This is a genomic window from Micromonospora sp. NPDC050686 (assembly GCF_040654475.1).
Taxonomy (GTDB): domain Bacteria; phylum Actinomycetota; class Actinomycetes; order Mycobacteriales; family Micromonosporaceae; genus Micromonospora.
Genome location: NZ_JBFAID010000023.1, coordinates 22,582 through 45,147 on the forward strand (window position 1 = coordinate 22,582; position 22,566 = coordinate 45,147).

Here is a 22,566-nt window from a genome sequence, read left to right on the forward strand (position 1 = left end):
CTGAAAGGCGGGGGCCCTTATCAACAGACGCCTGTTGATAAGGGCCCCAGCCTTGCACCCCTCCGCGGTCCCTTCGCGTCAGGAACCGGATTTGCGGATGAGGTCGGCGGCCTTCTCCGCGATCATGATCGTCGGAGCGTTCGTGTTGCCGCGCACGATGGTCGGCATCACCGAGGCGTCGACGACGCGCAGCTGCGAAACGCCGAGCACGCGCAGCTCGGCGTCGACCACCGAGCCCATCGCGCAGGTGCCGACGGGGTGGAAGATGGAATGGGTGTACCGGCGGATGTAGTCGGCCAGGTCGGCATCGGACTCCGAGGCCGGCGGGCGGAACGGCGACGCCGTGTAGGCACCGAGCGCCTTCTGCCGCGAGATCTCCAGGGCCATCCGCAGGCCCACCACGGCGGCCGCCAGATCCTGCGGGTCGGCGAAGTAGTTGTGCACGATCCGCGGCTTGGTCGTCGGGTCCTCGGAGGCCAGGGTCACGTGCCCACGGCTGCCCGGGGTGATCATCGACGGGCCGAAGGACAGCGCGTGTCCGGTCGGGATGCCGAGTCCGGTGTCGACGAACATCACCGGCGCGGCAAGGAACTCCACGTCGGGCGCCGGCAGGCCGCCGGACGTACGCGCGAAGCCGCCGACCTCCGGGCCGTTGCAGGTGAGCGGGCCGCGCCCCTCGGACATGAACTGCTGCAGGTTCTCCGGCGCGCCGGCGGCCAGCATGCTGATCGGGTGCTCGTGCTGGAAGATCAACGGGATCAGCACGTGGTCCTGGAGGTTCTGCCCGACGTGCGGCAGGTCCACCACGACCGGAAGCCCCAGCGGAGCGAGCCCGGCGGCCGGGCCGATGCCCGAGTACATCAGCAGCTGGGGTGAGTTGTAGGTGCCGGCGGCGAGGATGACCTCGCGCTCCGCCCGGATGGTGACGACCTCGTCGAGGCGCTGCGCGACGACGCCGGCCGCCGAGCCCTGCTCGATGAGCACGCGATGGACCTGGAGGTTGGTCTCGACGGTCAGGTTCGACCGGTTCATCGCCGGGCGCAGGAAGGCGGTCGACGTGCTGGCCCGGCGACCGCCCTTCTGGGTGAGCTGGAAGTAGCCGAAGCCGTCCTGCTCGGCGCCGTTGAAGTCGTCGTTGGCGTGGTGACCGGCCTCGATCGCGGCTTCCACGAACGCCGTCGACATCGGGTTGCGGGACCGGTTCTCCGACACCGCGAGCGGGCCGCCGCTGCCGTGGTACCGCGACTCGCCGCGCTCGTTGTCCTCCGAACGCTTGAAGTAGGGCAGCACCTCGTCGTAGCTCCAGCCCGGCTGCTGCCACCCGTCGTAGTCGAGGCGGTTGCCACGGATGTAGATCTGCGTGTTGATCGAGCTGGTGCCGCCGAGCACCCGGCCCCGCGGGAGATAGACCCGGCGCCGGTCGAGGTGGGGCTCGTCGTGGCTGTCGTAGTCCCAGTCCAGCGCGGTCCGGAAGAGCTTCGCGAAGGCCGCCGGGACGTGGATGTTCTGCGCGGTGTCCGCGGGGCCCGCCTCGATCAGGCACACCGAGACGTCCGGGTCCTCGCTGAGCCGCGACGCGAGCACACACCCCGCCGAGCCGGCGCCGACGATCACGTAGTCATAATTGCTCACCATTCCTCCAATCCTGTCTCCAGGGACAGAATGGGGTGCTCGCCGGTGGAATCCCACTCCGAGGTTGCACAGTTTTCAGCACTGTGGAACAAGAGGCGGAACCAATCCCCGGTTACGATCTGGGCGACAACCGCTCGCGGATCGAAAGGTCGTGACAATGCCGGGGCAGAATGGCACGGAGACTCGCACTCTGACGAGGACGCGGGCCGAGCAGGAATTCGACGAGATGTACCGCCGGTACAACGAGGCGTTCGACGCCCGGGACGTCGACGGTCTCATGCGTTTCTATCGCGACGACGTGACCAAAATCGACTCGACCGGCGACGCCCAGTGGAACAAGGAGCAGGTGGCCGCCCTGTTCGAGGGGTTGTTCCAGATGACCTTCACGTCGAGTTTCGTGACGATGAAGGAGGTCATCGGCGAGCACACCGCCCTGCTGGTCCTCGACAGCACGCTGACGTTCCCCGACTTCGAGGAGCATTTCCTCACCGCGCTGACGTTCACGAAGCAGGACGGCGAGTGGCAGGTCCTGGTCGCGGCCAGCACGAGCTTCCCGAGCTGAGCGCCGGTCGGTTCCTCGACCACACCACGATCCCCGCGCCGGATTTCCGACGCGGGGATCTTCAGGTCTGGTGGCGGTCTACCGCGTGCGGCCGCGATGCGCCGCGGTCAGCTTCTCCAGCAGCGGGACGAGCTCGCTCGGGGTGGGCTGGCCGGCCGATTCGATGCGCAGCTGCTCGGCGTTGCGGGCGAAGGACGGGTCCTCCAGGACGCGGAGGAGTTCCTTGCGCAGTTTCTCCGGGGTCAGGTTGTCGCCGTCGGCGACGTGGACGCCGGCGCCGCGGGACTCCAGGCCGTCGGCAGCGGCGATCGAGCCCCAGTACTTGACGTGCCAGTAGGTGCCGTTGACGATCAGTTGCGGGACGCCGTGTTCCAGCGCCGTGGCGAAGCTTCCCGGGCCGCCGTGGTGCACGATGGCCGAGCAGGTCGGCAGCAGCACGCTCAGCGGCACGAAGTCCACGACGCGGACGTTGTCGGGAAGGCCGCTCGTCCCCCCGATCTGCCGCTCGTTGAACGTGGCGACGACCTCGATGTCGAGATCGGCCACGGCCTCGAGCAGATCGCGTGGCGAGGCCTCGACACCGTGGCCCTCCCGGTTGGAGACGCCGAGCGTCAGGCAGACCCGCTTGCGGGTGGGCGGCTCGTGCACCCAGTCCGGCACGGTGGCCGGGCCGTTGAAGGGGACGGGACGCATCGGGACGTAATGCACGCCGGCGTCGGCCGGATGGAAGACCCACGGGGGCGCCGGATCGATGGTCCACTGCCCGAGCGCGATCTCCTCGTCGAAGTGCGCGCCGCGGCGCCGCAGGAACGGTCCCAGCCACTGCTCCATCGGATCGGGCAGCGCGTCCTCGCCGCGCTCGGCGCGCGCCTGACGGAAGCCGGCCCGGATCTGCGCGTGCGCGTCGACGCCCCAGGGCATGCGCGCGTGTGCCGCGCCGCTCACCCGCGCCGCGACCGGACCGGCGAAGGCCAGCGTGTTCCAGACGATCAGGTCCGGGCGCCAGCGCAGGGCGTAGTCCACCAGATCGTCGATCATCGCGTCCGGGGTGAGCAGCTTGTAGAAGTCCCAGGTCAGGTGCGCCAGCGTCGCTGCCGGATCACCCCACCCGTACTCGGCCTGGGTGGACCTCGCCCGGGTTCGCGGATCGGTTGCCGGAGCGACCGGGTCCTGCTCGGGCTCGGCCTCCTCCATGTCCTTCTTGAGGTCCGTCATCGGCCGGCCGACGGGCGCGGGGGTCAGGCCGATGGAGGCGATGTGCTCGGCCAGATCGGGCTGGCTGGCGACCCGGACCTGATGCCCGGCGGTCCGCAGCGCCCACGCCAAGGGGGTCATCACGTAGAGCTGAGACCTGTTGATGGCCGGTACGAACAGCACGCGCATGGGGAGTCCTTCCCTTGTCCGTGTTTGGTCTCAGCGTCGCCGTCACCGGCCGGGCGGGCATCTCCCAGCGTGCGATTTCGCTGACCCGCCGCTCAGCCGGCGGGTCAGCGCCCGTCCGGTCACCGCCGGGCCGCGCGCGCCACGGCGAGCGCGGCGTCGTACTCCGGGTGCTGCTCGATCGCCGGTACGTACTCGGCGTGCACCACCTCGTCGTGCGCGTCGACGACGAAGACCGCCCGGGCGAGCAGGCGCAGCTCCTTGATCAACACGCCGTACGCGTGGCCGAAGGAGAGGTCACGATGGTCGGAGAGGGTCTGGACGCCGGTCAGGCCGGCGGCTGCGCACCAGCGCTGCTGGGCGAACGGGAGATCGACGGACACGGTCAGCACCTGGAGGCCCTCGATGCCCTCAGCCGCTTCGTGGAAGCGCCGCGTCTGCTGGTCGCAGACCGGCGTCTCCAGCGACGGAACGGCGGAGATGATGCGTACGGTGCCGCGTGAGGAGTCGAGCGTCACCGGCGACATGTCGTTGGCGACGACGGTGAAGTCGGGAGCCTTGTCCCCCACGCTCACCGGCGTCCCGAGCAGGGTGACGGGCCTCCCCCGGAACGTCGTGACGCCGGTCCGCTCCGCGATGATGGTCATGATTTTCCTCTTCCGGAAGATCGCCGAGGATCCGCGGGACCTGGTGGAGCCGGTGCCGCTATCCGGCCAGCTCGACACTCACGTGGTCGCTGATCGCCAGGCGATGGTAGGGACTGCCGTGGTCGATGGACTTGATGGCCGCGGAGCGACCGATGACGGAGCTGCGCAGGCCGCGTACGGACGAGATCGACGATCCGTCCTGCACGATGGACTCGGCCAGGTCGGTGGCGTACAGGGTGCAGGCGCGACCGATCGCGGTGTTCGGCCCGACGTGGCTGTCCTCGATCAACGTGTGCGCGCCGACGATCGCCGGACCTTCGATCCGGGAGCGGACGACGCGTGCGCCGTGTTCGACGACCACGTCGCCGACCACGCTGCTGGCGTCGTCCACCTCGCCCGCGATGTCCGGCCGCAACGCACCGAGGAGCCGGCCGTTGCAGGCCAGGACGTCTTCGGTGTGCCCGATGTCCCGCCAGTAGCCTTCGTAGCGGCTCGCCTCGACCGCCGCCCCGTTCGCCAGCAGCCACTGGATGGCATCGGTGATCTCCAGTTCGCCCCGGTCACTGGGGGCGATGGACGCCACGGCCCGGTGGATGGCCGCGGTGAAGAAGTACACCCCGACGACCGCCAGGTCGGACCGCGGCTGCGCCGGCTTTTCGACCAGCCGCTCCACCGCCCCGTTCGCCGCCACCTCCACGATCCCGAACCGGTGGGGATCGGCGACCTTCTGCACGACGATGTGGGCGGCCGGGCGACGCGCCCGAAATTCCGCGGCGACGTCGGCGGCCCCGTCCGGAAGGACGTTGTCCCCCAGGTACATGACGAAGTCGTCGTCGCCGAGGATCGGTCGGGCCAGCCGCACGCAGTGCGCCAAACCGAGCGGCTGGTCCTGCTCGATGTAGCTGATCCGAAGGCCGAATCGCGCGCCGTCGCCGATCACCCGGACGATGTCCGCCGCCCAGCGCCCGACGATCATCGCGACCTCGGTCACGCCCATCCTGCCGACGTCCTCCAGCACGTACTCCAGGATCGGCTTGTTCGCCAGGGGGATGAGCTGCTTCGGCATCGAATGGCTGAAGGGGCGCAGGCGGGTGCCGGACCCACCCGCCAGCACGAGGGCTTTCACATCAGGTCCTCTCCGGAACCGTCGCCGGTTCCAGTGCTCATACGTCGGTGGAGAGCCTCGCCGAGAGAGGACACCGCCCGGTCAGCCCTTGATCGGGCTCGTCTGGCGCGAGACGATCCGCCAGTCGCGGTCGGTCTTGCGGATGATCCACGTACCCCTCACCAGGTTGGCGGGGTCGACGGCGTTCGCGCCGCGCGGGATGATGCCCCCATCGGTGACCGCCAGCGCGACCGTGTCGTTCAGCAGGCGGATCTCGATGGGCTCCTCGGTCAGCGTCGACCCCTGGTAGGGGCCGCTGAACGCCTCCGCCATGTACGACCGGATCTCCTCGCGGTTCGACAGCTGCCGGTCACCGACGAGCATGCTGCCGTTCTCCACGAACATGTCGGCGAAGGCGTCCGCGTCGTTGGCGTCCCAGGCGGCGCGAACGCGCAGGGCCGCGGTGTACGCGGCGCCCTTCTCGCCGTTCGGGTATCCGCCGTAGTAGGTCGCCCACTGCTTGGCGCTCTCGACGAGCGACGCGGCTTTCTCGGTCATCTGGTCCTCCCTCTTGCCGTGATGCGGTGCGGTTGTCACCAGCGGAGCGTGGCGCCCTCGCCACGGGGGCTGTTCTGGTAGGCGGCGAGTTGCCACTGGCCGTCGCGCCGGACGGTGACCCAGGTGGACCGGACGGCGAGCTCGGGGGCGATCTCGGTCTCGCCGGGCGCGAGGATCCCGCCATGGGTACGCAGCAGCGCGACGTCGTCGCCGACGAATCGCACGTCCACCGGCCGTCCGGTCACGCCGGTGCCCTTGAACGGCCCCGCGAAGGCCGCGGCCATGAAGGAGAGGACCTCCCCCCGGCCCTTCTTGTAGACGTCACCGGGGAGGATCATGATGCCGTCCTCGGTGAACACCTCGGCGATGCCGGCGGCATCGTTCTGCGCCCAGGCCGCTACGAGCCGCAGCGGAACGCTCAGGGCTTGCTTCTCCTTCTCGCCGGTGAACGGACCGTAGTAGGCGGCCAGCTGGGCGCCCTTGTCCACCACACCAGGTGAAGTGCTCGTCGACATGTCAGAACTCCATTCCGCATGGACCGATACAACGTCCAGGACAGGCCATTCGGTGGTGACCCGCGTTGCCACCCCATCCTCGGTCCGGGCGCTCGGGGAACGCATCTCCGTGCTTGCTCCGGGCCGGCGGCGGCATCTGGTGTCAGCCTCTTATCGGGCTGCCCTGATGGGACATCAACTCCAGCACCCCGGGCGCGCGCCGGGCGATTACCCAGACCGCCCTGATTTCCCGCTGCGGCAGCAATTCGTCGTCCGTGGCGTACATGATGCCGCCCTGGGTGACCAGGAAGGCGGCGTCGTCGTTGAGGAACGTGACCTCCAGCGGCCACCCGGTGACCCGGGCACCGCGCAGGGGGCCGGCGAAGCCCTTGGCCAGGTAGGCCCGGATCTCCTCCCGGCTCGTCAGCTGCTCGTCCCCCAGCAGCAGGCTGCCGTTCTCGGCGAAGACATCGGCGAAGGCGTCCGCGTCGTTGGCCGCCCAGGCGGCCTGTATCCGTAGCCCGATGGTGAGCGCGGCCTTCTCGTCGGGCCGGGTGAACCGCCGGTAGTACGACGGATCCTCCGCCACTCCCACGGTCGCCAGCATGGCGCCGGCATCACCCCACGAGGAATTCTCTTCGGTCATTGTCGGGACTCCCTTCGGCACAGCCGTCTGGATCACCAGCGGACCGCGGCCCACCGCAATTCTCGTCGTCGATAAAAAGCGTCAGCACGTCCGTCTCGCCACCGTCCGTGGCCAGACCGGTGGACACGTCGCCCGGGTCGGTCACCGGTCATTCCCGCCGACGGATTCCGGGCCCGCCGGCGGCACCGGAGAAAGGCGGCCGACACCATCGCCGGCCCGGAAAGAAGGACGTCCGCTCGAGCATGCCGTCGGCGGCACGCGCTGTCTTCTCCTCCTGTGCCGACCTTGCGGTCCCGGGCTCCCCGAGCCGGCGCCCGGGTCACCAACGGCGAGCCGGCGCTGCCTCGAACACGCCAGGCGGACTACGCCTTTCGATACCCTGCCTTGCACCCTTCGGCGGTTTGGTTGAACACGCTCACGGGACCTCCTAGGGTCCAAGACGAAGGACGTCGTCGAGCTAGGCAGTGGGCCGATATGACCGAGACTTCAGCCGTGGTGGTTCATCTCGATACGTGGCAGCCAACGCCGAAAGGCATCCAGGTCGAACTCCTGGTCGCCGATGAGTGTGTCCGCCATGGACTCGCCGTCATGTTGAACTCCCTGGCGATGGTCGACGGGGTTCACCTGTGGGGATCGGTGGACTTCGCCCCCCGGGCCGCCGCGGCCTCGCGGGACCGCCGGCCCGATCTGCTCATCCTTCGCTACGGCGACCTCGACGCCGCCGCCACGGAACAGCTGGCGCGCGATGCCCGGGCCCACGGCACGAAGGTTCTCATGCTGCTGAACCGGGATCACGAAGACACCCTGGACCGGGTCGTCACCATTCCGAGCGACGGCTTCATCGTGCAGGAGGATCTCACCTCCGCCTCGCTGGCCGCGGCCGTCACCAGGATCGCCGACGGGGAGACGCCGATGCCGACGATGCTGGCGGACAGACTGCTGACCCGGGCCCGCGAGAGTGCCCTGCGGCCGGCGGCGGCCGGCCCGAACCTGACGCCCCGGGAGCGACAGGTGCTTCAACTGCTCATCGAAGGGCTGAGCAACAAGCAGATCGCCCGGCGGCTGACCATCTCCCAGCACGGGGTCAAGCGTCTCGTGTCGAATGTGCTCGCCAAGCTCAACTGTCCTACCAGGACGCACGCCGTCGCGGTCGCGCTGACGGACGGAATTCTCGCCGGGACCTGACCACCGTGTGTCGCGGCGACTGATCGGGAAAACGGGAGCCGTCGCCCTTATCCTGGGTTCGACTGCCACGAGACCGCTGACGAACACGACAGGTTGGACTGATTATGGAGTTCAAAGCGCTCGACGTGCCGGTGCACTATGCAGAGCACGGCGACGGGGCCCCGGTCCTGGTGCTGCACGGCGCGAACGTGGATCACCGGGAAATGACCGGCGCCATGGAACCGATATTCGACGACATGAAGGATCACCGGCGTGTCTACCCGGATCTGCCGGCCATGGGGCACACGCCCGCGCCGGACACGCTCAACAGCGGCGACGACGTGCTCGACCTCCTGCTCGCGTTCGTCGACGGTGTGATCGGCGAGAAACCGTTCCTGCTCATCGGTCATTCCGCGGGTGCCTACTATGCCCGGGCCATCGCCGGCCGGCGGCCGAAGCAGGTGAGCGGGCTGGCGCTGATCTGCCCGCTCGGCGAAAACGTGCGGGATCTGCCGGCGCACCAGGTCCTGACCGACTCGATCGATCCGGGCGACACCCTGGACCCGGCCGAGGAGAGCACCTTCCGCGACTACTTCGTCGTGCAGACGCCGGCCACGCTGGAGCGCTACCAGGAATACGTGGCCCCCTCCGCCGAGCTGGCCGACGATGACGGCCTCGCCCGGATCGGCGCGAACTGGATGTTCAGCACCAGCCCGGAGAAGGGCCCGAAGTATTCCAAACCCGCCCTGATCGTCACCGGGCGTCAGGACTCCATGGTGGGCTACGCCGGCCCCTGGGACCTGCTCAAGCACTATCCTCGGGCCACCTTCGCGGTGCTCGACCGCGCCGGCCACGCGTTGCCGCACGAGCAGCCCGACCTGCTCAAGGCGTTGATCACCGAGTGGCTCGACCGGGTACGCGAACACGACTCCGCGTGACGGGTGCCGGCTCGGTGCCGCCGACCCGACGGGTCACGGCTTTCCGCTGAACTCGCGGTGGCTCCGCAGCGAGTCCCAGGTCCAGCCGCCGACGCGGCGGGCCGCCAGCAGGCTCGCCCAGGACGTGAGCTCGATGAGCGCCTCGTCGGTCAACCCGGCGTCCCGGCAGTCATCGACGACAGCCGGGCTGACCTGGTAGGAAGCCAGCGCGGTCAGCAGGGCCAGCCGGCCGGCCGGCCGATCGGCGGCCGCGAGCCCCGAGACGGCGTCGGAGACCCAGGCGCGACTCGCGCCCGGCGGCTCGCCGTTCCACCCGGCCAGCTCCGTCCGCACCAGCTCGCGGACCGATGCCGACGCCCACCGTGCGACGGCCGCCTCGACGGTGGCCGCCGCACGCGCGAACGCGTCGACGACGTGCGGGCTCCCGGCGGCCCACACCAGGTCCTCGGGCACCGCCGCGGCGGGCAGCAGATCGGCGGCCTCCCCGGGCCGTCGGGGTGCCCGGGTCACCGGCCGCAGGATCCGGACGAGCAGCCGGAGCAACCCGCCACGTGCGGGAGCGGGCAGGCCGGACGGGAACGGCGACTCGCGGAGGAACACGTTGACCATGCGGTTGAGGTAGTGGAAGGTGACGACCACCCCGATCAGCTCCGCGGCGTGACCGGCGGGAAACGGCACGCGTACGAGGCTTCTCGCGGAGGACGCGGTCGCGCAGTTCGTCGCCCAGGCGACCACCTGTTGCCGGCCGGGATCGGCGACCGGCCCGGCCCCGCCGGTGAGACCGTCCAGCGTGGCGCTGTGCACCTCCACGCAGTACGGGCAGGCGTTGCCGCGGGAGACCGCCGTGCCGACCGCCTCCTTGGTCGGTCGGTCGACCCGGCCGGTGGCGACGAGCGTCTCGCGCAGCATCAGCCAGGCGGCGGCGAGCACGTCGGGGGCCGGTGAGTGCAGCGCGATCGGCGGCGCGAGCATGCCGAAGTCCCGCTCGATCTGGTCGTAGACCCGGTTGACGAGACCGTCGCCGGCGCCGGGCCGGACCGGCACGACGTACCGGATCTGGGCCAGGGAGCTGCGGCGCGCGGCTCGGAGGAACACGCTGGCCATGCCTACCCCCAGTCGGTTGACATTCGCTCGGTCCGGCTCGATTATCCCAACTCGGAGCGGCCTGTCGTTGATTGATCGGCGTCACCTTTGGGGGTAGCCATACGGCTACCCCGGACCCTAGCCACGTTTGCAGGTCGGGCGGGTCTGTCGACATTGAACCGCATTGACGAGCATGAAGATAGCCGGCGCAAAGGACGATTGAAGCTGACATCTTTGGGAGTCGCAATGCAGGCGGTCGAGCAGGCGGTCGAGCGGGCCGTGGAGCATGTCATCGAGGCCATCCACGAGAACTACGGCGAGGAACTCTGCATCGATGACCTGGCCCGCACGGCGAGGTACAGCAAGTTCCACTTCACCAGGATCTTCCAGCGGACGACCGGGCTCACCCCGGGTCGATTCCTCTCCGCCGTACGCCTGCAGAAGGCAAAGCAGTTGCTCACCTCGACGTCATTGACCGTGACCGACATCAGCCACATGGTCGGCTACACCAGTGTCGGCACCTTCAGCTCGCGCTTCGCGTACAGCGTCGGCGTGCCGCCACGCACGTACCGGCGGCTCGGCGGTCGCCGGCCCTGGCGGTCCTTCCCGAACGGCCGCAGCGGTGGGGGACCCCGAGTCGTCACGCACTCACGGTCGACGGTACGGGGCACCATCTCGTGCACCGACACGGTCTGCGCGGGTCCCGTCTTCGTCGGGCTCTTTCCCGGCCGGATCCCGCAGGGCGAGCCGGTGCGGTGCGCCGTCCTCCCCCGCACCGGGCCGTACGTGCTCGACGACGTGCCGCCGGGCACGTGGTACGCGGTGGCCTGCTGCCCGCAGGGCCGGTCGGGCGGGCCGGGCACCGGACCGGGCGCGGCGGCCGACGGGTGCGAGGGGATGGCGATCGGGTACCACGGACCGATCACGATGCATTCGGGCGTGGTGCGGATCGCCGACCTGAAGATCCGTCCGGCCTGCCCGCTCGATCCCCCGGTGCTGCTGGCGCTCCCCGACATGCGCGCGGACATGGTCGTCGCCAACCTCGAGGCGGTCGCGTGACGCCGGCGGGCCGCGGCCCTGGTTCCCCGCCGGCCGCCGGGCACCGGTTAACTCGGTGATGCCGGTGTCGCCGTCCAGGTCGGCTGGGTTCTCCGCGGAAATCGCTCCGGGGCAGATGACGGGGCATCGGGGGAGGTAGTTTGGTGCTTCGCACGCGGCGGAACGGCTTGCCCGGGAGTCCGGTCCCCGGCTTGACTGTCCCGCGGGCGCTGCTGGGACCTGAGAGACGGGGGTCGACCGGGCATTGGCGGGGGCGATCGAGGGACAGTATGGGAACCGGAAAAGTAGGGCTGGCTGGCCCGGCCTTCCCCGCGCTCGGTCTCGGCTGCAACGCGTTGACCGGTGAGTACGGCCCGGCCGACAAGACCGCGATCAGCACGACGGTCCGGCGCGCCCTGGACCTCGGCGTCCGGATGATCGACATGGCCGGCGCGCACCGACCTGGCGATCTCGAGCGGGCCGTCGGAAAGGCGATCCGTGGCAGCCGGGTGCTGATCGCGACCCGGGGCGGACTGCGCTTCGGCGCCGCCGGCGAGCCGGCCGGTGCGGACGGCAGGCCGGGCGCCCTGGCACGCGCCTGCGACGCCTCGCTGCGACGCCTCGCCGTCGACGCCATCGACATCTTCTACCTCGCCGGGATCGACCCTCGGGTGCCGGTCGAGGAGAGTGTGGGCGGCCTGGGTCAGCTGGTCGACGCCGGGAAGATCAGGTACATCGGCCTGTCCCAGGCCTCGGCGGAGGAGCTACGCCGGGCCCACGCCGAACGTCCCGTCGCCGCGCTGGCGCTCGAGTACTCGCTGCTGGAGCGGGGCGCCGAGGCGGCGGAGCTACCGACCGCCCGGGCCCTGGGGGTCACCGCCGTCGCCTCCCGCCCGCTCGCCCGGGGGCTGCTCACCGGGCGCATCAGCTCGGTCGATCACCTGCACGTCGACGACGTTCGACGCGACGACCGGCGCTTCCAGCCGGAGAACCTCGAGCACATCGGGCACCGGTTGCTCGCCGCCCAGCAGCTGGCCGCCGAGAAGCACGTCAGCCTCGGTCGGCTCGCGTTGGCCTGGCTCCTGGCCCAACCGGGCGTCGTGCCGGTGCCGAGCACCCGCGATCCGCTGCATCTGGAGATGGATGCGGCCGCGGTGAAGGTACGGCTGACCGCCGAGGAGCGCGACCGGCTCGAAGCCATCTTCCCGACCGGCTCCGGATCCGGGGCGGCCCGCCGTCGCGACGACGACCTCACGCCTGGTCGTTAGGTGGGACGCCGCCCAGCTTCCGCGGCGTGGGCGGCCGTTCCTTGACCGTGATCAGCGATGCGGCCGCCGCCTTGTTCACGGCGTCGATGCGGGACACCGCGCCCAGCTTGACGAAGATGTTGCGCAGATGCCGCTTGACGGTGGCCTCCGTCAGGCTGAGCCGGGAGGCGATCTGCGTGTTGCTCAGGGCCTCCGCCGTGAGTTCGAGCACCTCGCGCTCGCGGGTGGAGAGCACGTCGGACGCGGCCCCGTCCGCCTGGGCGAGGCTCTCCCGGGAGACCGCGAGAACGACCCGTCCCTCGTCGGAGTGGACGCTGCGGATGGCCGCCACCAGCTCCTGCCGATGCACGTTCTTGAGCAGGTATCCCCGCACGCCGGCGGCGAGCAGGCTGCGCAACAGCTGCGGGCCGTCGTACATGCTCAGGATGATGACTTTGGAGTCCGGGGTGAGGGTACGCAGCCGGCTCACCGTCGTGGTGACGTCCTCCCCGGGGATCTCGACGTCGAGCAGGACGACGTCCGGCCGCGACTCGGCCGCCAGCGTGAGGGCGCTCGCGCTGTCCCCGGCCTCGCCCACCACGGACATGTCGCCCTGCGCTTCCAAGATCTCCCGCAGGCCCTCACGGAGCAACGCGTGGTCGTCGACGAGCAGGATCGTGATGTGATCATTTGGTTGCGACATGCGGTGCTTCCCTGCGGTCAGGTTCGTGAAGAATGTTATCCGAGCCGACCGGCGGCGATGCGGTAAGAATGACGACACCGCGATGACTCGCCCTCACCCCCGCGCACGCCCGGCTTTCTCCGGCGTCGTCGGCGCCGGCGTGCCGAGGAAGCGTGACACCAGGTCGTTGAACGTGTCGGGATCCTCGTAGAACAGCAGGTGCGCCCGGTCGCGCAGCACCGCCAACTGCGAGCCGGGAATGGTGCGGTGCAGCCACTCCTGCACCGAGACCGGGATGTGACTGCGGGTGGCACCGACGACCAGGGTCGGGACGGCGATCCGCGGTATGACGTCGCGCCAGTCGCTGTGGATGTAGTCGAACATCAGCGCCGCCGTGGCCTCGGCGGGCATCCTCAGCACCTCGCCGATCAGCCATTCCACATCCGTCCGGTCATCGGTGACGAACGAGCTCACCAGCTGGCGGACGAGATTTTCCTGGTCGGTGCGGATCGCGCTGACGATCCCGAGCGCGCCGGCCGCGTCCCACGCCGCGCCGGTGTCGGCGATGTCCCGTTCGGTCATGTCCGGCGTCTCGCAGAGCAGAACGCTGCCGTCGACCAGGATCAGCCGCTCCAGCCGCCTCGGCCCGAAGAGGTCGTAGTAGCTCCATGCCACGGCGCAACCCAGCGACCAGCCCATCAACGTTATCTCCGACAGGCCGAGAGCCTCGATGAGTTCGTCCAGGTCCTTGGCCAGCCGGGCGATGCGGTACCCGTGCGCCGGCTTGTCGGAGTCACCGTGTCCGCGCTGGTCGTAGACGATCACCCGGCACCGCTCGCGCAGCCCTTCCACCTGATGGACGAAGACGGACTTCGGCTGTGCGATGCCGGGAATGATGAGCAGCGGCGGTCCGCTCCCCGCCTCGGAGTAGGACAGGCGTACCCCGTCCGATGTCACCACGTCGGGCACAGTGCGACTCCCCCCAGGAAGGACTCCCGTTGCGCTGATCCTTGCCTAGCGTCGACGGGAAGCCAACTCGGGGGGAATCGCGGTGCGCGGGGGGCGCGGGTCAGGCATCCACTTTGGCCTGTCGTTGCGCCGCGAGGTCGGCCGGGGGGTACCAGGCCGGGGGGACGACGGGCTCGTCCGGTTGCACGCGGCCGACGGCGGAGCGGGTGGCGGCCATCGCGGCGGAGACGATGTCCTGGTCGAGCCCGGCCCCCCAGATCGGCCGTGCCTCACCCTCGACCCGGCACTCCGCGTACACGGCGAAGGGCAGGTCGGCGTCGACGGATCCGGCCGAGCCGGACGGCGCCGACTCCACGACGTGGACGGCCAGGACGTCGATCCCCAGCGAGGCCAGCACCGCCTCGATCACCCGGGTCTGCTCCGCGCCGGTCACCTCGTCGACCTGCCGGTTACGCCAGTCCACGTACAGGGTCGCGGCGGCCACCGACGCGCTGGCGCCCGCCGGGTCCAGGTACGCCGTCTCGAAGAGCCGCCACATCCGAGCCGGGTCGATCTCGTCGCCGGTCGCCTCCGAGTGGTCCTGCACCACGCGGGCGAAGTCGACCTGCAGGCCGTACGGAAGGGTGAGGCCGTGCCAGGACCGCATCACGTAGGCCACGCCGCCCTTCCCCGACTGGCTGTTGACCCGGACGATCGACTCGTACGTGCGACCGATGTCCTTCGGATCGATCGGCAGGTACGGCACCGTCCAGGCCGCCTCCTCGGGTGGCCTGCCCTGCGCCGACGCCTCCCGGGCGAGCGCCGTGAGCCCCTTGTTGATCGCATCCTGGTGGGACCCGGCGAACGCGGTGTAGACGAGTTCGCCGCCGTACGGATGCCGGGGGTGCACCGGAATGCGCGTGCAGTGCTCGGTGACGCTCCGGATCCGCGCCATGTCGGAGAAGTCGATCCGCGGATCGATCCCCTGGCTGAACAGGTTCAGTCCGAGCGTGACCAGGCAGACATTGCCGGTGCGCTCGCCGTTGCCGAACAGGCAGCCCTCGATTCGGTCGGCCCCGGCCACCATGGCCAGCTCCGCGGCGGCGACGGCGGTGCCCCGGTCGTTGTGCGGGTGGACCGACAGGCAGATGTGCTCGCGCCGGGAAAGCTGGCGGTCCATCCACTCGATCTGGTCGGCGAACATGTGCGGTCCCGAGCGCTCCACGGTGGACGGTAGGTTGAGAACAGTCTCGCGGCCCGGGCCGGGCTGCCAGACGTCCATCACCGCCTCGCACACCTCGAGCGCGAAGTCCATCTCGGTCTCGTTGAACATCTCGGGCGTGTACTCGAAGCCGAAGTCGCAGTCGCCGAGCAGCCGGTCGGCGTACTGCACCACCCAGCGGGCGCCCTGCACGGCCAGGTCACGGCACTGCTCCCGGTCGATCTGGAAGACCATGCTGCGGCTCGCCGGGGCCGTGGCGTTGAAGACGCAGACCGTGGCCCGGCGCGCGCCGCGCAGGCTGTGCACGGTGTGCTCGATCAGCTCGGCGCGGGCGGGGACCCCGACGGTGATCCGGACGTCGTCGGGAATGCGGTCCTGCTCGATCAGCAGCCGCACGAATTCTGTCTCGTCCTGGCTGGCGGCGGGGAAGCCGACCTCGATCTCCTTGTATCCCATGCTGGTCAGCAGCTCGAACATCCTGAGCTTGCGGCTGGGAGACATTGGTTCGACCAGGGCCTGGTTGCCGTCTCGCAGGTCGGTGGAGAGCCAGCGGGGCGCCTGAGTGAGCGTACGGTCGGGCCAGGTGCGGTCGGGAAGCTGGATGCGGCGGAAGGGGGCGTAGCGGCGGTACGAGTCCATAGCTGCTCTTCCTTAACAATCTCCCGCGCCGCACGTGGCGCAGTTCGGTTCGGCGCCGCAATCGTGCAAGATCGGGCAGCCATTGACCATAGTGAGTTGCTGAAGACACTGAACTCCGTGTCACGAGACAAGCTCGAAATTAACGTGTGACCGACTCCACGGCAAGCGGACCGGCATCTAGACGTCACGGCGCCGCACCCTAAGAGTCGTTCGGGATATCGAAAGTTGTAGTTTGAGCGCCAGCTCGATGCTCCATGTCGCGGCCACCCCCGTGTGATCCGCGATCGCCACGCCGAAGTTTCCAGCGATGAGCCGGAACATTAAGCAACCGGTATCGAAAGTTGAAGTTTCACCAATGTTCCGTCGTGCCGAGTTGGTGCCGGGTTCGCGTCACTCTCTTTATTGTCCCGCTTCGATCAGGCGATAATCCCGCTCATGACGGACATCGAAGTCGCACCGACCTCCCCACGACCGCAGGCCCTCCGGCGCCTGGTGGACGCCGCGCGGCTCTGCGTGGTCGAGGCACGCCCCAGCGTGCTGCTGGTCTTCCTGCTGCGATTCCTCGTGGGCAGTGCGCTCAGCGGCATCGGCGGTCCCCGCGGCGAGCTGGTACGCATCGCCGCGGTAGCGGTCGTGTGGGAACTCGCGGTGTTCGCCGTCTATCTGTTCAACGGCGTCACGGACGTCCAGGAAGATCGGATCAACGGGTCGCGCCGGCCGATCGCCCGCGGCGCGCTCGCCACGTCGACCGCCCGGTGGGTAACGGTGGGCGCGGCGGCGATCTCGCTCATCGGTGGCGCGGCGCTCGGCGGCGGCCTCTTCCTGACGGTGTTGGCCCTGCTCACGCTCGGCTTCTGTTACTCGAGCCCGCTGGTCCAGTTCAAGCGGTACGCGATCACCTCGACCCTCACGGGACTGTCGTTGGGCCTGCTGACCTACTACGCCGGCCACCTCGCGTACTCCGGAGACGGCTTGTCGTCCCCCGGTCCGGAGTTCCTCGTCTTCGTGGCGGGCGTGACCACGTGGATGGGATTGGTGGGCGGGCTGACCAAGGATCTTTCGGACGTCGCCGGCGATGCGGCGGCGGGCCGGCGCACCGTGGCCGGGATGTACGGCGAAACGAGGGCACGGCGCGCGGCGGCCGGCGCGGCGCTGGGGCTGGCCGTGGCCTTCTGCGCGGCCGGGGTGTCGACGTCGCCGTTGCTCATCTGGCCGGGCCTGGCGATGCTCGGCGGTGCCACCGCCATAGCCATTCTGTGTTTGGGTGGCTCCGCTAAGCGAGTCCGGTCGGACACTCGTCGACCATATCGGGCATTCATGGCAACGCAGTACTTAATGAACCTCGGCATGATTGTCGCGCTGGGCGGACAATTGTTGTTCGGTTGAGGGTTCTGTGTGAGGATGGTCGCCGGGGGAGGAGCCGGTACAGCACTTTGCACTAAATCCGGACAACCCCTCACATGAAGCTATCCGGATAACTGGGGTTCCGGAGGAAGCCTTGGCCGACGACGCCCGCGAAGGCGCGGAGCCCGCACGGAACGCCTTGGCGGAGCGCCTCGAGGCGGAACGATCCATCATCCTGACCGACTATGTGCGCGCACTGGACTCGCTGGACAGCACCGTCGCCAGCGACCCGACCGCCCGCGAACAGACCATCGCGCACGCGAGCCAGTCCCTGACGGACCTGGCGCGCAGCATACGGGCGGGCCGGGTGCAGATCGACGAAAGCTCCACGATGCTCGCCTGGGACATCGGGGAGACGCGCGCCGCCCAGGCCATACCGACCCGGGAATCGTGGCGGGCCGCCATGGTTTTCGTCGAGACGGTGCTGCGCTGGGTCATCCAGCATGTGGACGCCGACTCGATGGAAACACTCGGTGTCGTGATGCTGACATTGCACCAGAGCATCACCGTACGGGTTCGCGAAGCGACCGGGGCGTACACCAGCTTCCTGTTGAACCGGATCCATGAAGCCCATCTCGGCGAGCGGCAACGCATCGCCCGAGAGCTGCACGACCGGGTGGGCAACGGGCTCAGCATCGCGCACCGCCGGCTCGAACTCTTCGAGGACCACCGGAAAGACCCGGTCAAGGCGGCGGCCCAGGCGAAGAAGGCGCATCATGCCGTGCTGGACTCCCTCGAGAGCCTGCGGGCCGTGATCACGGACCTGCGGCTCGAGGCGCCGCTCAAGAGCCTCGAGAAGGCGCTGGCGAGCTACATCGAGTCGGTCCCCGCCAGCGACGGCCAGCTGCGGTTGCGGGTGAACGGCGACGAGAACTGGGTGCCGACCACCGTCCGCGACGAGTCGTTCCTCATCATCAGAGAGGCGATCCGCAACGCTCTCGCCCACGGCGCTCCCGGCAAGATCCTCATCCGGGTGGACATCGCGCCGCACGAGCTGCGGGCGGTCGTCGAGGACACCGGACGCGGCTTCGACCATGCCGACATCCGGACCTCCGCGACCGCCGGCCTGTCGTCCATGCGCGAGCGGGCCGCGCTGCTGGGCGGCATGGTGCTGGTCGCATCGCAGCCGGGGCAGGGCACCCAGGTGGAGCTGACCGTGCCGCTGCCGGAGCAACGGGCAGAAGGCGACTTCGACTGATCGGTTCAGTCCCGCGGACGTCGGCCCCAGGCCCGGACGTACGCCCAGAGGGTGTCCCGGAAGTTCGGGTCGTCCACCAGCGCGTGCGCCTCGGCGTAGCCGGCCTCGTCGACCAGCCCCTGCTGCAACAGGAACGGCTTCACCTGGGCGAAGGAGGATCGCCAGAATTCGTCGGTCACGCCGCCGCCGCCGAGGACGTCCACCTTGACCGACATGCCGATGTCGACCAGCCCGGCGCGGCCGAGGAGGAGGGGAAGCCGGCGCGCCCAGCGGGGGTCTGACCCCTGCGACCGGAACAACCGCTCGGCGGCCGTCCACATCTGCCTGATCGCGGGGTACGGTGTCGAGTCGACGGGGAACATGTCGGCCTCGCTGACCGCCAGCCAGCCACCCGGTTTCAGCCAGCGCACCGCCCGACTGAGCAACGCGTCCCGGTCAGCGAGGTGCATGAACAGGGCGCGCGCGTGGATGAGATCGAACGACCCCGGCGGGAACTCCTCACGCTCCACGTCCTGCTGCACGACGTGCAGATTGGGTGAGCGCGACTGGGCCAGGAACGAGGTGTCCACGTCGGCGGCGACCACCCGGCCGTCCGGGCACCGCTCCGCCAGCCAGCGCGCGATGGAACCGGCGCCGGCCCCCAACTCGAGGCAGTGCCACGTCGGCTCGATGCCCAGGCCGGCGAGCGCCGCCATCTCATCGGGATCCAGCATCCGCTCCATGACCTGCAGGCGCCGCATCTCCGTCGGCAACCGATGACTGAGTATGCCCTCGGCATAGCGGTCCGCCGAACCCTTGCCGGGCGCCTGGGACCCATCGGCGTCGAGCTGAAACGTCATCGACCCTCACCTTGATTGCACCGTCACGTCGTAGGCGCCTGACAGTCAGCGGACCGGGATGGCCATCCGACGTCAAGAGGTCAATTCGGCCGACGACGATGTCACTCTACGCCCACAGTGGTGCCGACGGCGCCCGCCGCTCGCCACCGTTGGCGGGCCGCCACCGCTACCCCGGTTCGGCCCGCACCGGGTGCCGGTCGATCACGATTACGGCCAGAAATTGCGCTGCAACAGCTGTGTCCGGAACTGCGCACAATTGAAGGGGAACGTAGTCGATGGCCCGGTTAGCGTGGCCGGACAGGAACAGCCAGGAGGGAAGGAATCGCATGGCCACCGTCGACACCGCCCCCCAGGAGGGGTTCATCGGCCGGCTCAACGGGCGCCATCACCGGGCGGCGCTCACCGCGTACCTGGTCATCGTCCTCGGGCACTGGGCCGAGCACCTGGTCCAGGCGTACCAGATCTGGGTGTTGGGGTTGCCCCGGCCGCAGTCCCGGGGGGTGCTCGGGCAGTGGTTCCCGTGGTTGATCAGCTCGGAGTGGCTGCACTACGGCTACGCGCTGGTCATGCTGGTGGGCCTGTTCCTGCTGCGTCCGGGCTTCACCGGCCGCGCGCGGACCTGGTGGACGGTGGCGTTGGCGCTGCAGTTCTGGCACCACATCGAACACCTGCTGTTGTTCCTCCAGGCGCAGTCCGGGGCGTACCTGTTCGGACGGGCGGAGCCCACCAGCATCATCCAGCTGCTGGTCGGCCGGGTCGAGCTGCACCTGTTCTACAACAGCGTGGTCTTCATCCCGATGGTGATCGCGATGTACCGGCACCTGCGCCCGTCCGACTCGGAGCTGCGGGCCGCGTCGTGCAGCTGCCTGGCGGCGCAGAAGCGAACCCTGGGCGGCGCCCCGTCGGCGCCGGTCCCGGCCTGAGATGCCGCGCGTCACGTACCCCCTCGCGGCGCTGGCCGCGACCGTGCTCGCCGTCCTGGCGGTGCCCGCGGCGGCCCACGCCGCGACGGGGCTGGCCGGCAGCGACCCCCGGGACGGGGCGGTCCTGGTGACGGCGCCCGCGGCGGTGCGGCTGGCCTTCGCCGGCGAGCCGGACCTCGACGACTCGCACGTCGCCGTGCTGGACGACCGGGGGACGATGGTCACCACCGTCGACCCCCGGCCGGTGGATCCGCGCACGCTGCGGCTGCCCCTCGACGCCGGACTCACCGGGGACTTCACCGTCGCCTGGCACGTCAGTTTTCGTGACGGCGGGCAGAGCGAGGGGACGTTGCGGTTCAGCGTCGGCACCGGGCGGCCACCAGCGCCGGCCGGGGCGCAGCTCGACCGGGCCGCCGCCGACCTGCTCGACTCCCACGCGCACGGCATCGACCCGCTCAGCGCGGTGCTGCTGGTCGTCAACGGGGTGGTGGTGCTCGTTGCCGTGACCCTCCTGCTCGTACACAACCCGCGCCGGCCACGGGCCTGGCGCCTACCGGCCGAGTTCGGCGGCGGTGGTACGCCGCCGGCCGGCCCACGGGCGGTACCGGACGCCGGCTCCGCCCGGATCCACGATTCAACAACCGGAAGGGGTACGACGTGACCGCTCAGCAGCAGGACGAGATGGCCGCGCTGGCGGCCGAGGGCAGGGATGTCGACGATCTGGTCGCCGGACTGGCACCGGAGCAGTGGTCGCTGCCGACCCCGGCGCCCGGGTGGACGATCGCCCATCAGATCGCCCACCTCGCCGCCACGTTCCGGGTCGCCGGGATGGCCGCGGCCCAACCGGACGCCTTCAACGCGATGGTCGCCCGGATCGCTGGTGACTTCAACGGCAACGTGGAGGCCGCCCTGTCCGAATACCTCAACGACCCCCCGGAGGTGCTGCTCGAACGCTGGCGGGCCGAGCGGAGCACCGCCGAGAAGGCGATCGCCGCGGTGCCACCGACCCAGTTGGTGCCCTGGTTGGTCCGTCCGCTGCCGCCGGGTGTCCTCGCCACCGCCGGCTTCATGGAGCTGTTCGGTCACGGGCAGGACATCGCCGACACGTTGGGGGTCCGCCGCACGCCCACCGATCGGATCCGTCACCTGGTCGGCTTCGCGGTGCGGTGCTGGGACTTCGGCTACCAGGCGCGCGACCTGCCCACCCCGCAGACGGAACTGCGCTTCGAGCTGACCGCACCGTCCGGCCAGGTGTGGACGTTCGGCCCCGAGGACTCCCCGGAGCGGATCACCGGACCGGCGTGGGACTTCTGCCTGCTGGCCGTCCGGCGCCGGCACCGTGCCGACCTGGCGTTGCGCGCCACCGGTGAGATCGCCGAGCACTGGCTCGACATCGCCCAGGCGTACCGCGGTCCGGCCGGTCCGGGCCGGGAGCCGGGACAGTTCGCCGAGCTGGACCGGCGCTGAACCCAAGGCCACCGCCCCGGCACCGATCGCCCGATCCGTGCCGGGGCGGTGGCCTGCTGTGGCGTCACCGGCGGCGCGGCGTGATCAGGCCCGACTCGTACGCCCACACGACCAGTTGGGCACGGTCGCGGCAGTGCAGCTTCGTCATCGCCCGGTTGACGTGGGTCTTGGCGGTCAGCGGACTGATCACCATCCGCTGCGCGATCTCGTCGTTGCTCAGCCCCCGGGCGACGAGCTCGACGATCTCCTGTTCGCGGACGGTCAGCACGTGACGCCCGGCCGCCGGGTCGGCCGGCGGCGGGCCGGCGACGAACTCGCTGATCAGCGCCCGGGTGACCGCCGGGGCGAGCAGCGCGTCGCCGTGCGCGACGAGGGCGACGGCCCGCAGCAGGTCGGCGGGGTCGGCGTCCTTGAGCAGGAAGCCGCTGGCGCCCGCGCGGAGCGCGGCGAAGACGTACGAGTCGAGCCCGTAGTTGGTGAGGATGAGGACGCGGACCGCGGCGAGGGCGCCGTCGGTGGCGATGCGGTGGGTGGCTTCGATGCCGTCGAGTCCGGGCATCTGCACGTCCATCAGCACGACGTCCGGCCGCAGGCGTCGTGCCAGCTCGACGGCGGCGGCGCCGTCAGCGGCCTCACCGACGACCGCCAGGTCGTCCTCCGCGTCCAGCAGCGCCCGGAATCCGGCCCGCATCAAGGCCTGGTCGTCGGCCAGCAAAACCCGGATCATGTCGACTCCTCCCTCCGGTCGGC

The 22,566-nt window shown here is 69.9% G+C and carries 23 protein-coding genes; 10 read left to right on the forward strand and 13 right to left on the reverse strand.

Features of this window, described 5'->3' with window-relative positions:
- Positions 1 to 78: 78 nt before the first annotated feature.
- Entirely contained in the window at positions 79 to 1,635 is a 1,557-nt protein-coding gene (locus AB0H57_RS17095; RefSeq protein WP_357507370.1) for a GMC family oxidoreductase N-terminal domain-containing protein, read from the reverse strand.
- A gap of 154 nt (positions 1,636 to 1,789) precedes the next feature.
- Between AB0H57_RS17095 and AB0H57_RS17100 the strand changes: the two genes are divergently transcribed.
- Positions 1,790 to 2,194 carry a nuclear transport factor 2 family protein gene (locus AB0H57_RS17100; protein WP_357507372.1) on the forward strand — a complete coding sequence of 135 codons (405 nt, stop codon included), beginning with the start codon at positions 1,790 to 1,792 and terminating at the stop codon, positions 2,192 to 2,194.
- 78 nt (positions 2,195 to 2,272) lie between these two features.
- Here the strand turns inward: AB0H57_RS17100 and AB0H57_RS17105 are convergent, their stop codons facing one another.
- From AB0H57_RS17105 to AB0H57_RS17130, 6 genes are all read right to left on the reverse strand, one after another.
- The gene (locus AB0H57_RS17105) at positions 2,273 to 3,577 is read right to left on the reverse strand and encodes an activator-dependent family glycosyltransferase (RefSeq protein ID WP_357507374.1); all 1,305 of its coding nucleotides are present in this window, start codon (positions 3,575 to 3,577) and stop codon (positions 2,273 to 2,275) included.
- Between the two features lie 119 nt (positions 3,578 to 3,696).
- Entirely contained in the window at positions 3,697 to 4,221 is a 525-nt protein-coding gene (gene tpx / locus AB0H57_RS17110; protein ID WP_357507376.1) for a thiol peroxidase, read from the reverse strand.
- 58 nt (positions 4,222 to 4,279) lie between these two features.
- Positions 4,280 to 5,347 (reverse strand): glucose-1-phosphate thymidylyltransferase, encoded by a 1,068-nt coding sequence (locus AB0H57_RS17115; protein WP_357507378.1) that lies wholly within the window; start codon positions 5,345 to 5,347, stop codon positions 4,280 to 4,282.
- 81 nt (positions 5,348 to 5,428) lie between these two features.
- On the reverse strand, positions 5,429 to 5,884 hold the full coding sequence (locus tag AB0H57_RS17120; RefSeq protein WP_357507380.1) for an SgcJ/EcaC family oxidoreductase: 456 nt from the start codon (positions 5,882 to 5,884) through the stop codon (positions 5,429 to 5,431).
- Between the two features lie 35 nt (positions 5,885 to 5,919).
- Positions 5,920 to 6,399, reverse strand: coding sequence for an SgcJ/EcaC family oxidoreductase (locus AB0H57_RS17125; RefSeq protein ID WP_357507382.1), 480 nt, complete (start codon positions 6,397 to 6,399; stop codon positions 5,920 to 5,922).
- Positions 6,400 to 6,541: 142 nt separating this feature from the next.
- Positions 6,542 to 7,024, reverse strand: a complete 483-nt coding sequence (locus AB0H57_RS17130) for an SgcJ/EcaC family oxidoreductase (protein ID WP_357507384.1) — start codon at positions 7,022 to 7,024, stop codon at positions 6,542 to 6,544.
- Positions 7,025 to 7,498: 474 nt separating this feature from the next.
- Between AB0H57_RS17130 and AB0H57_RS17135 the strand changes: the two genes are divergently transcribed.
- Together AB0H57_RS17135 and AB0H57_RS17140 are read left to right on the forward strand one after the other, a co-directional pair.
- A complete protein-coding gene (locus tag AB0H57_RS17135; protein ID WP_357507386.1) occupies positions 7,499 to 8,209 on the forward strand; it encodes a response regulator transcription factor in 711 nt (236 codons plus the stop codon).
- A 104-nt stretch (positions 8,210 to 8,313) separates the two neighbouring features.
- Positions 8,314 to 9,126 (forward strand): alpha/beta hydrolase, encoded by an 813-nt coding sequence (locus AB0H57_RS17140; RefSeq protein ID WP_357507388.1) that lies wholly within the window; start codon positions 8,314 to 8,316, stop codon positions 9,124 to 9,126.
- A 33-nt stretch (positions 9,127 to 9,159) separates the two neighbouring features.
- Here AB0H57_RS17140 and AB0H57_RS17145 read toward each other — a convergent pair whose 3' ends face one another.
- A complete protein-coding gene (locus tag AB0H57_RS17145; RefSeq protein WP_357507390.1) occupies positions 9,160 to 10,230 on the reverse strand; it encodes a carboxymuconolactone decarboxylase family protein in 1,071 nt (356 codons plus the stop codon).
- A gap of 225 nt (positions 10,231 to 10,455) precedes the next feature.
- Here AB0H57_RS17145 and AB0H57_RS17150 point away from each other — a divergent pair, with 225 nt between their 5' ends.
- Together AB0H57_RS17150 and AB0H57_RS17155 are read left to right on the forward strand one after the other, a co-directional pair.
- On the forward strand, positions 10,456 to 11,268 hold the full coding sequence (locus AB0H57_RS17150) for an AraC family transcriptional regulator (RefSeq protein WP_357507393.1): 813 nt from the start codon (positions 10,456 to 10,458) through the stop codon (positions 11,266 to 11,268).
- 269 nt (positions 11,269 to 11,537) lie between these two features.
- Positions 11,538 to 12,515, forward strand: a complete 978-nt coding sequence (locus AB0H57_RS17155) for an aldo/keto reductase (protein WP_357507395.1) — start codon at positions 11,538 to 11,540, stop codon at positions 12,513 to 12,515.
- On the opposite strand, the gene AB0H57_RS17160 is transcribed toward AB0H57_RS17155, so the two are convergent.
- The 3 genes from AB0H57_RS17160 to AB0H57_RS17170 form a co-directional block, all read right to left on the reverse strand.
- Entirely contained in the window at positions 12,499 to 13,197 is a 699-nt protein-coding gene (locus tag AB0H57_RS17160) for a response regulator transcription factor (protein WP_357507397.1), read from the reverse strand. The two genes, AB0H57_RS17155 and AB0H57_RS17160, sit on opposite strands and share 17 nt — an antisense overlap.
- A 93-nt stretch (positions 13,198 to 13,290) precedes the next feature.
- Complete coding sequence (locus AB0H57_RS17165; RefSeq protein WP_357507399.1) at positions 13,291 to 14,136, reverse strand: alpha/beta hydrolase; 846 nt, start codon at positions 14,134 to 14,136, stop codon at positions 13,291 to 13,293.
- A 109-nt stretch (positions 14,137 to 14,245) separates the two neighbouring features.
- On the reverse strand, positions 14,246 to 15,985 hold the full coding sequence (locus AB0H57_RS17170; RefSeq protein WP_357507401.1) for a 2-isopropylmalate synthase: 1,740 nt from the start codon (positions 15,983 to 15,985) through the stop codon (positions 14,246 to 14,248).
- Positions 15,986 to 16,420: 435 nt separating this feature from the next.
- Between AB0H57_RS17170 and AB0H57_RS17175 the strand changes: the two genes are divergently transcribed.
- Positions 16,421 to 17,371, forward strand: coding sequence for a UbiA family prenyltransferase (locus AB0H57_RS17175; protein WP_357507403.1), 951 nt, complete (start codon positions 16,421 to 16,423; stop codon positions 17,369 to 17,371).
- A 112-nt stretch (positions 17,372 to 17,483) separates the two neighbouring features.
- Positions 17,484 to 18,587 (forward strand): ATP-binding protein, encoded by a 1,104-nt coding sequence (locus tag AB0H57_RS17180; RefSeq protein ID WP_357507405.1) that lies wholly within the window; start codon positions 17,484 to 17,486, stop codon positions 18,585 to 18,587.
- A 5-nt stretch (positions 18,588 to 18,592) separates the two neighbouring features.
- On the opposite strand, the gene AB0H57_RS17185 is transcribed toward AB0H57_RS17180, so the two are convergent.
- Positions 18,593 to 19,426 carry a class I SAM-dependent methyltransferase gene (locus AB0H57_RS17185; RefSeq protein ID WP_357507407.1) on the reverse strand — a complete coding sequence of 278 codons (834 nt, stop codon included), beginning with the start codon at positions 19,424 to 19,426 and terminating at the stop codon, positions 18,593 to 18,595.
- Positions 19,427 to 19,752: 326 nt separating this feature from the next.
- On the opposite strand from AB0H57_RS17185, the gene AB0H57_RS17190 reads away from it, so the two are divergent.
- The 3 genes from AB0H57_RS17190 to AB0H57_RS17200 are packed head-to-tail and all read left to right on the forward strand — an operon-like array spanning position 19,753 to position 21,816.
- On the forward strand, positions 19,753 to 20,349 hold the full coding sequence (locus AB0H57_RS17190) for a hypothetical protein (RefSeq protein WP_357507409.1): 597 nt from the start codon (positions 19,753 to 19,755) through the stop codon (positions 20,347 to 20,349).
- A gap of 1 nt (position 20,350) precedes the next feature.
- Positions 20,351 to 21,010, forward strand: coding sequence for a copper resistance CopC family protein (locus AB0H57_RS17195; protein ID WP_357507411.1), 660 nt, complete (start codon positions 20,351 to 20,353; stop codon positions 21,008 to 21,010).
- A 20-nt stretch (positions 21,011 to 21,030) separates the two neighbouring features.
- Positions 21,031 to 21,816 (forward strand): TIGR03084 family metal-binding protein, encoded by a 786-nt coding sequence (locus AB0H57_RS17200; protein WP_357507487.1) that lies wholly within the window; start codon positions 21,031 to 21,033, stop codon positions 21,814 to 21,816.
- Positions 21,817 to 21,880: 64 nt separating this feature from the next.
- Here AB0H57_RS17200 and AB0H57_RS17205 read toward each other — a convergent pair whose 3' ends face one another.
- A complete protein-coding gene (locus tag AB0H57_RS17205; RefSeq protein ID WP_357507413.1) occupies positions 21,881 to 22,543 on the reverse strand; it encodes a response regulator transcription factor in 663 nt (220 codons plus the stop codon).
- Positions 22,544 to 22,566 lie beyond the last annotated feature (23 nt).

Coding starts and splice junctions, on each gene's coding strand:
- AB0H57_RS17095 (WP_357507370.1), bottom strand. CDS start 1,635: ATGGTGAGCAATTATGACTACGTGATCGTCGGCGCCGGCTCGGCGGGG.
- AB0H57_RS17100 (WP_357507372.1), top strand. CDS start 1,790: ATGCCGGGGCAGAATGGCACGGAGACTCGCACTCTGACGAGGACGCGG.
- AB0H57_RS17105 (WP_357507374.1), bottom strand. CDS start 3,577: ATGCGCGTGCTGTTCGTACCGGCCATCAACAGGTCTCAGCTCTACGTG.
- tpx (WP_357507376.1), bottom strand. CDS start 4,221: ATGACCATCATCGCGGAGCGGACCGGCGTCACGACGTTCCGGGGGAGG.
- AB0H57_RS17120 (WP_357507380.1), bottom strand. CDS start 5,884: ATGACCGAGAAAGCCGCGTCGCTCGTCGAGAGCGCCAAGCAGTGGGCG.
- AB0H57_RS17125 (WP_357507382.1), bottom strand. CDS start 6,399: ATGTCGACGAGCACTTCACCTGGTGTGGTGGACAAGGGCGCCCAGCTG.
- AB0H57_RS17130 (WP_357507384.1), bottom strand. CDS start 7,024: ATGACCGAAGAGAATTCCTCGTGGGGTGATGCCGGCGCCATGCTGGCG.
- AB0H57_RS17135 (WP_357507386.1), top strand. CDS start 7,499: ATGACCGAGACTTCAGCCGTGGTGGTTCATCTCGATACGTGGCAGCCA.
- AB0H57_RS17140 (WP_357507388.1), top strand. CDS start 8,314: ATGGAGTTCAAAGCGCTCGACGTGCCGGTGCACTATGCAGAGCACGGC.
- AB0H57_RS17145 (WP_357507390.1), bottom strand. CDS start 10,230: ATGGCCAGCGTGTTCCTCCGAGCCGCGCGCCGCAGCTCCCTGGCCCAG.
- AB0H57_RS17150 (WP_357507393.1), top strand. CDS start 10,456: ATGCAGGCGGTCGAGCAGGCGGTCGAGCGGGCCGTGGAGCATGTCATC.
- AB0H57_RS17155 (WP_357507395.1), top strand. CDS start 11,538: ATGGGAACCGGAAAAGTAGGGCTGGCTGGCCCGGCCTTCCCCGCGCTC.
- AB0H57_RS17160 (WP_357507397.1), bottom strand. CDS start 13,197: ATGTCGCAACCAAATGATCACATCACGATCCTGCTCGTCGACGACCAC.
- AB0H57_RS17170 (WP_357507401.1), bottom strand. CDS start 15,985: ATGGACTCGTACCGCCGCTACGCCCCCTTCCGCCGCATCCAGCTTCCC.
- AB0H57_RS17175 (WP_357507403.1), top strand. CDS start 16,421: ATGACGGACATCGAAGTCGCACCGACCTCCCCACGACCGCAGGCCCTC.
- AB0H57_RS17185 (WP_357507407.1), bottom strand. CDS start 19,426: ATGACGTTTCAGCTCGACGCCGATGGGTCCCAGGCGCCCGGCAAGGGT.
- AB0H57_RS17190 (WP_357507409.1), top strand. CDS start 19,753: ATGGCCACCGTCGACACCGCCCCCCAGGAGGGGTTCATCGGCCGGCTC.
- AB0H57_RS17195 (WP_357507411.1), top strand. CDS start 20,351: ATGCCGCGCGTCACGTACCCCCTCGCGGCGCTGGCCGCGACCGTGCTC.
- AB0H57_RS17200 (WP_357507487.1), top strand. CDS start 21,031: ATGGCCGCGCTGGCGGCCGAGGGCAGGGATGTCGACGATCTGGTCGCC.
- AB0H57_RS17205 (WP_357507413.1), bottom strand. CDS start 22,543: ATGATCCGGGTTTTGCTGGCCGACGACCAGGCCTTGATGCGGGCCGGA.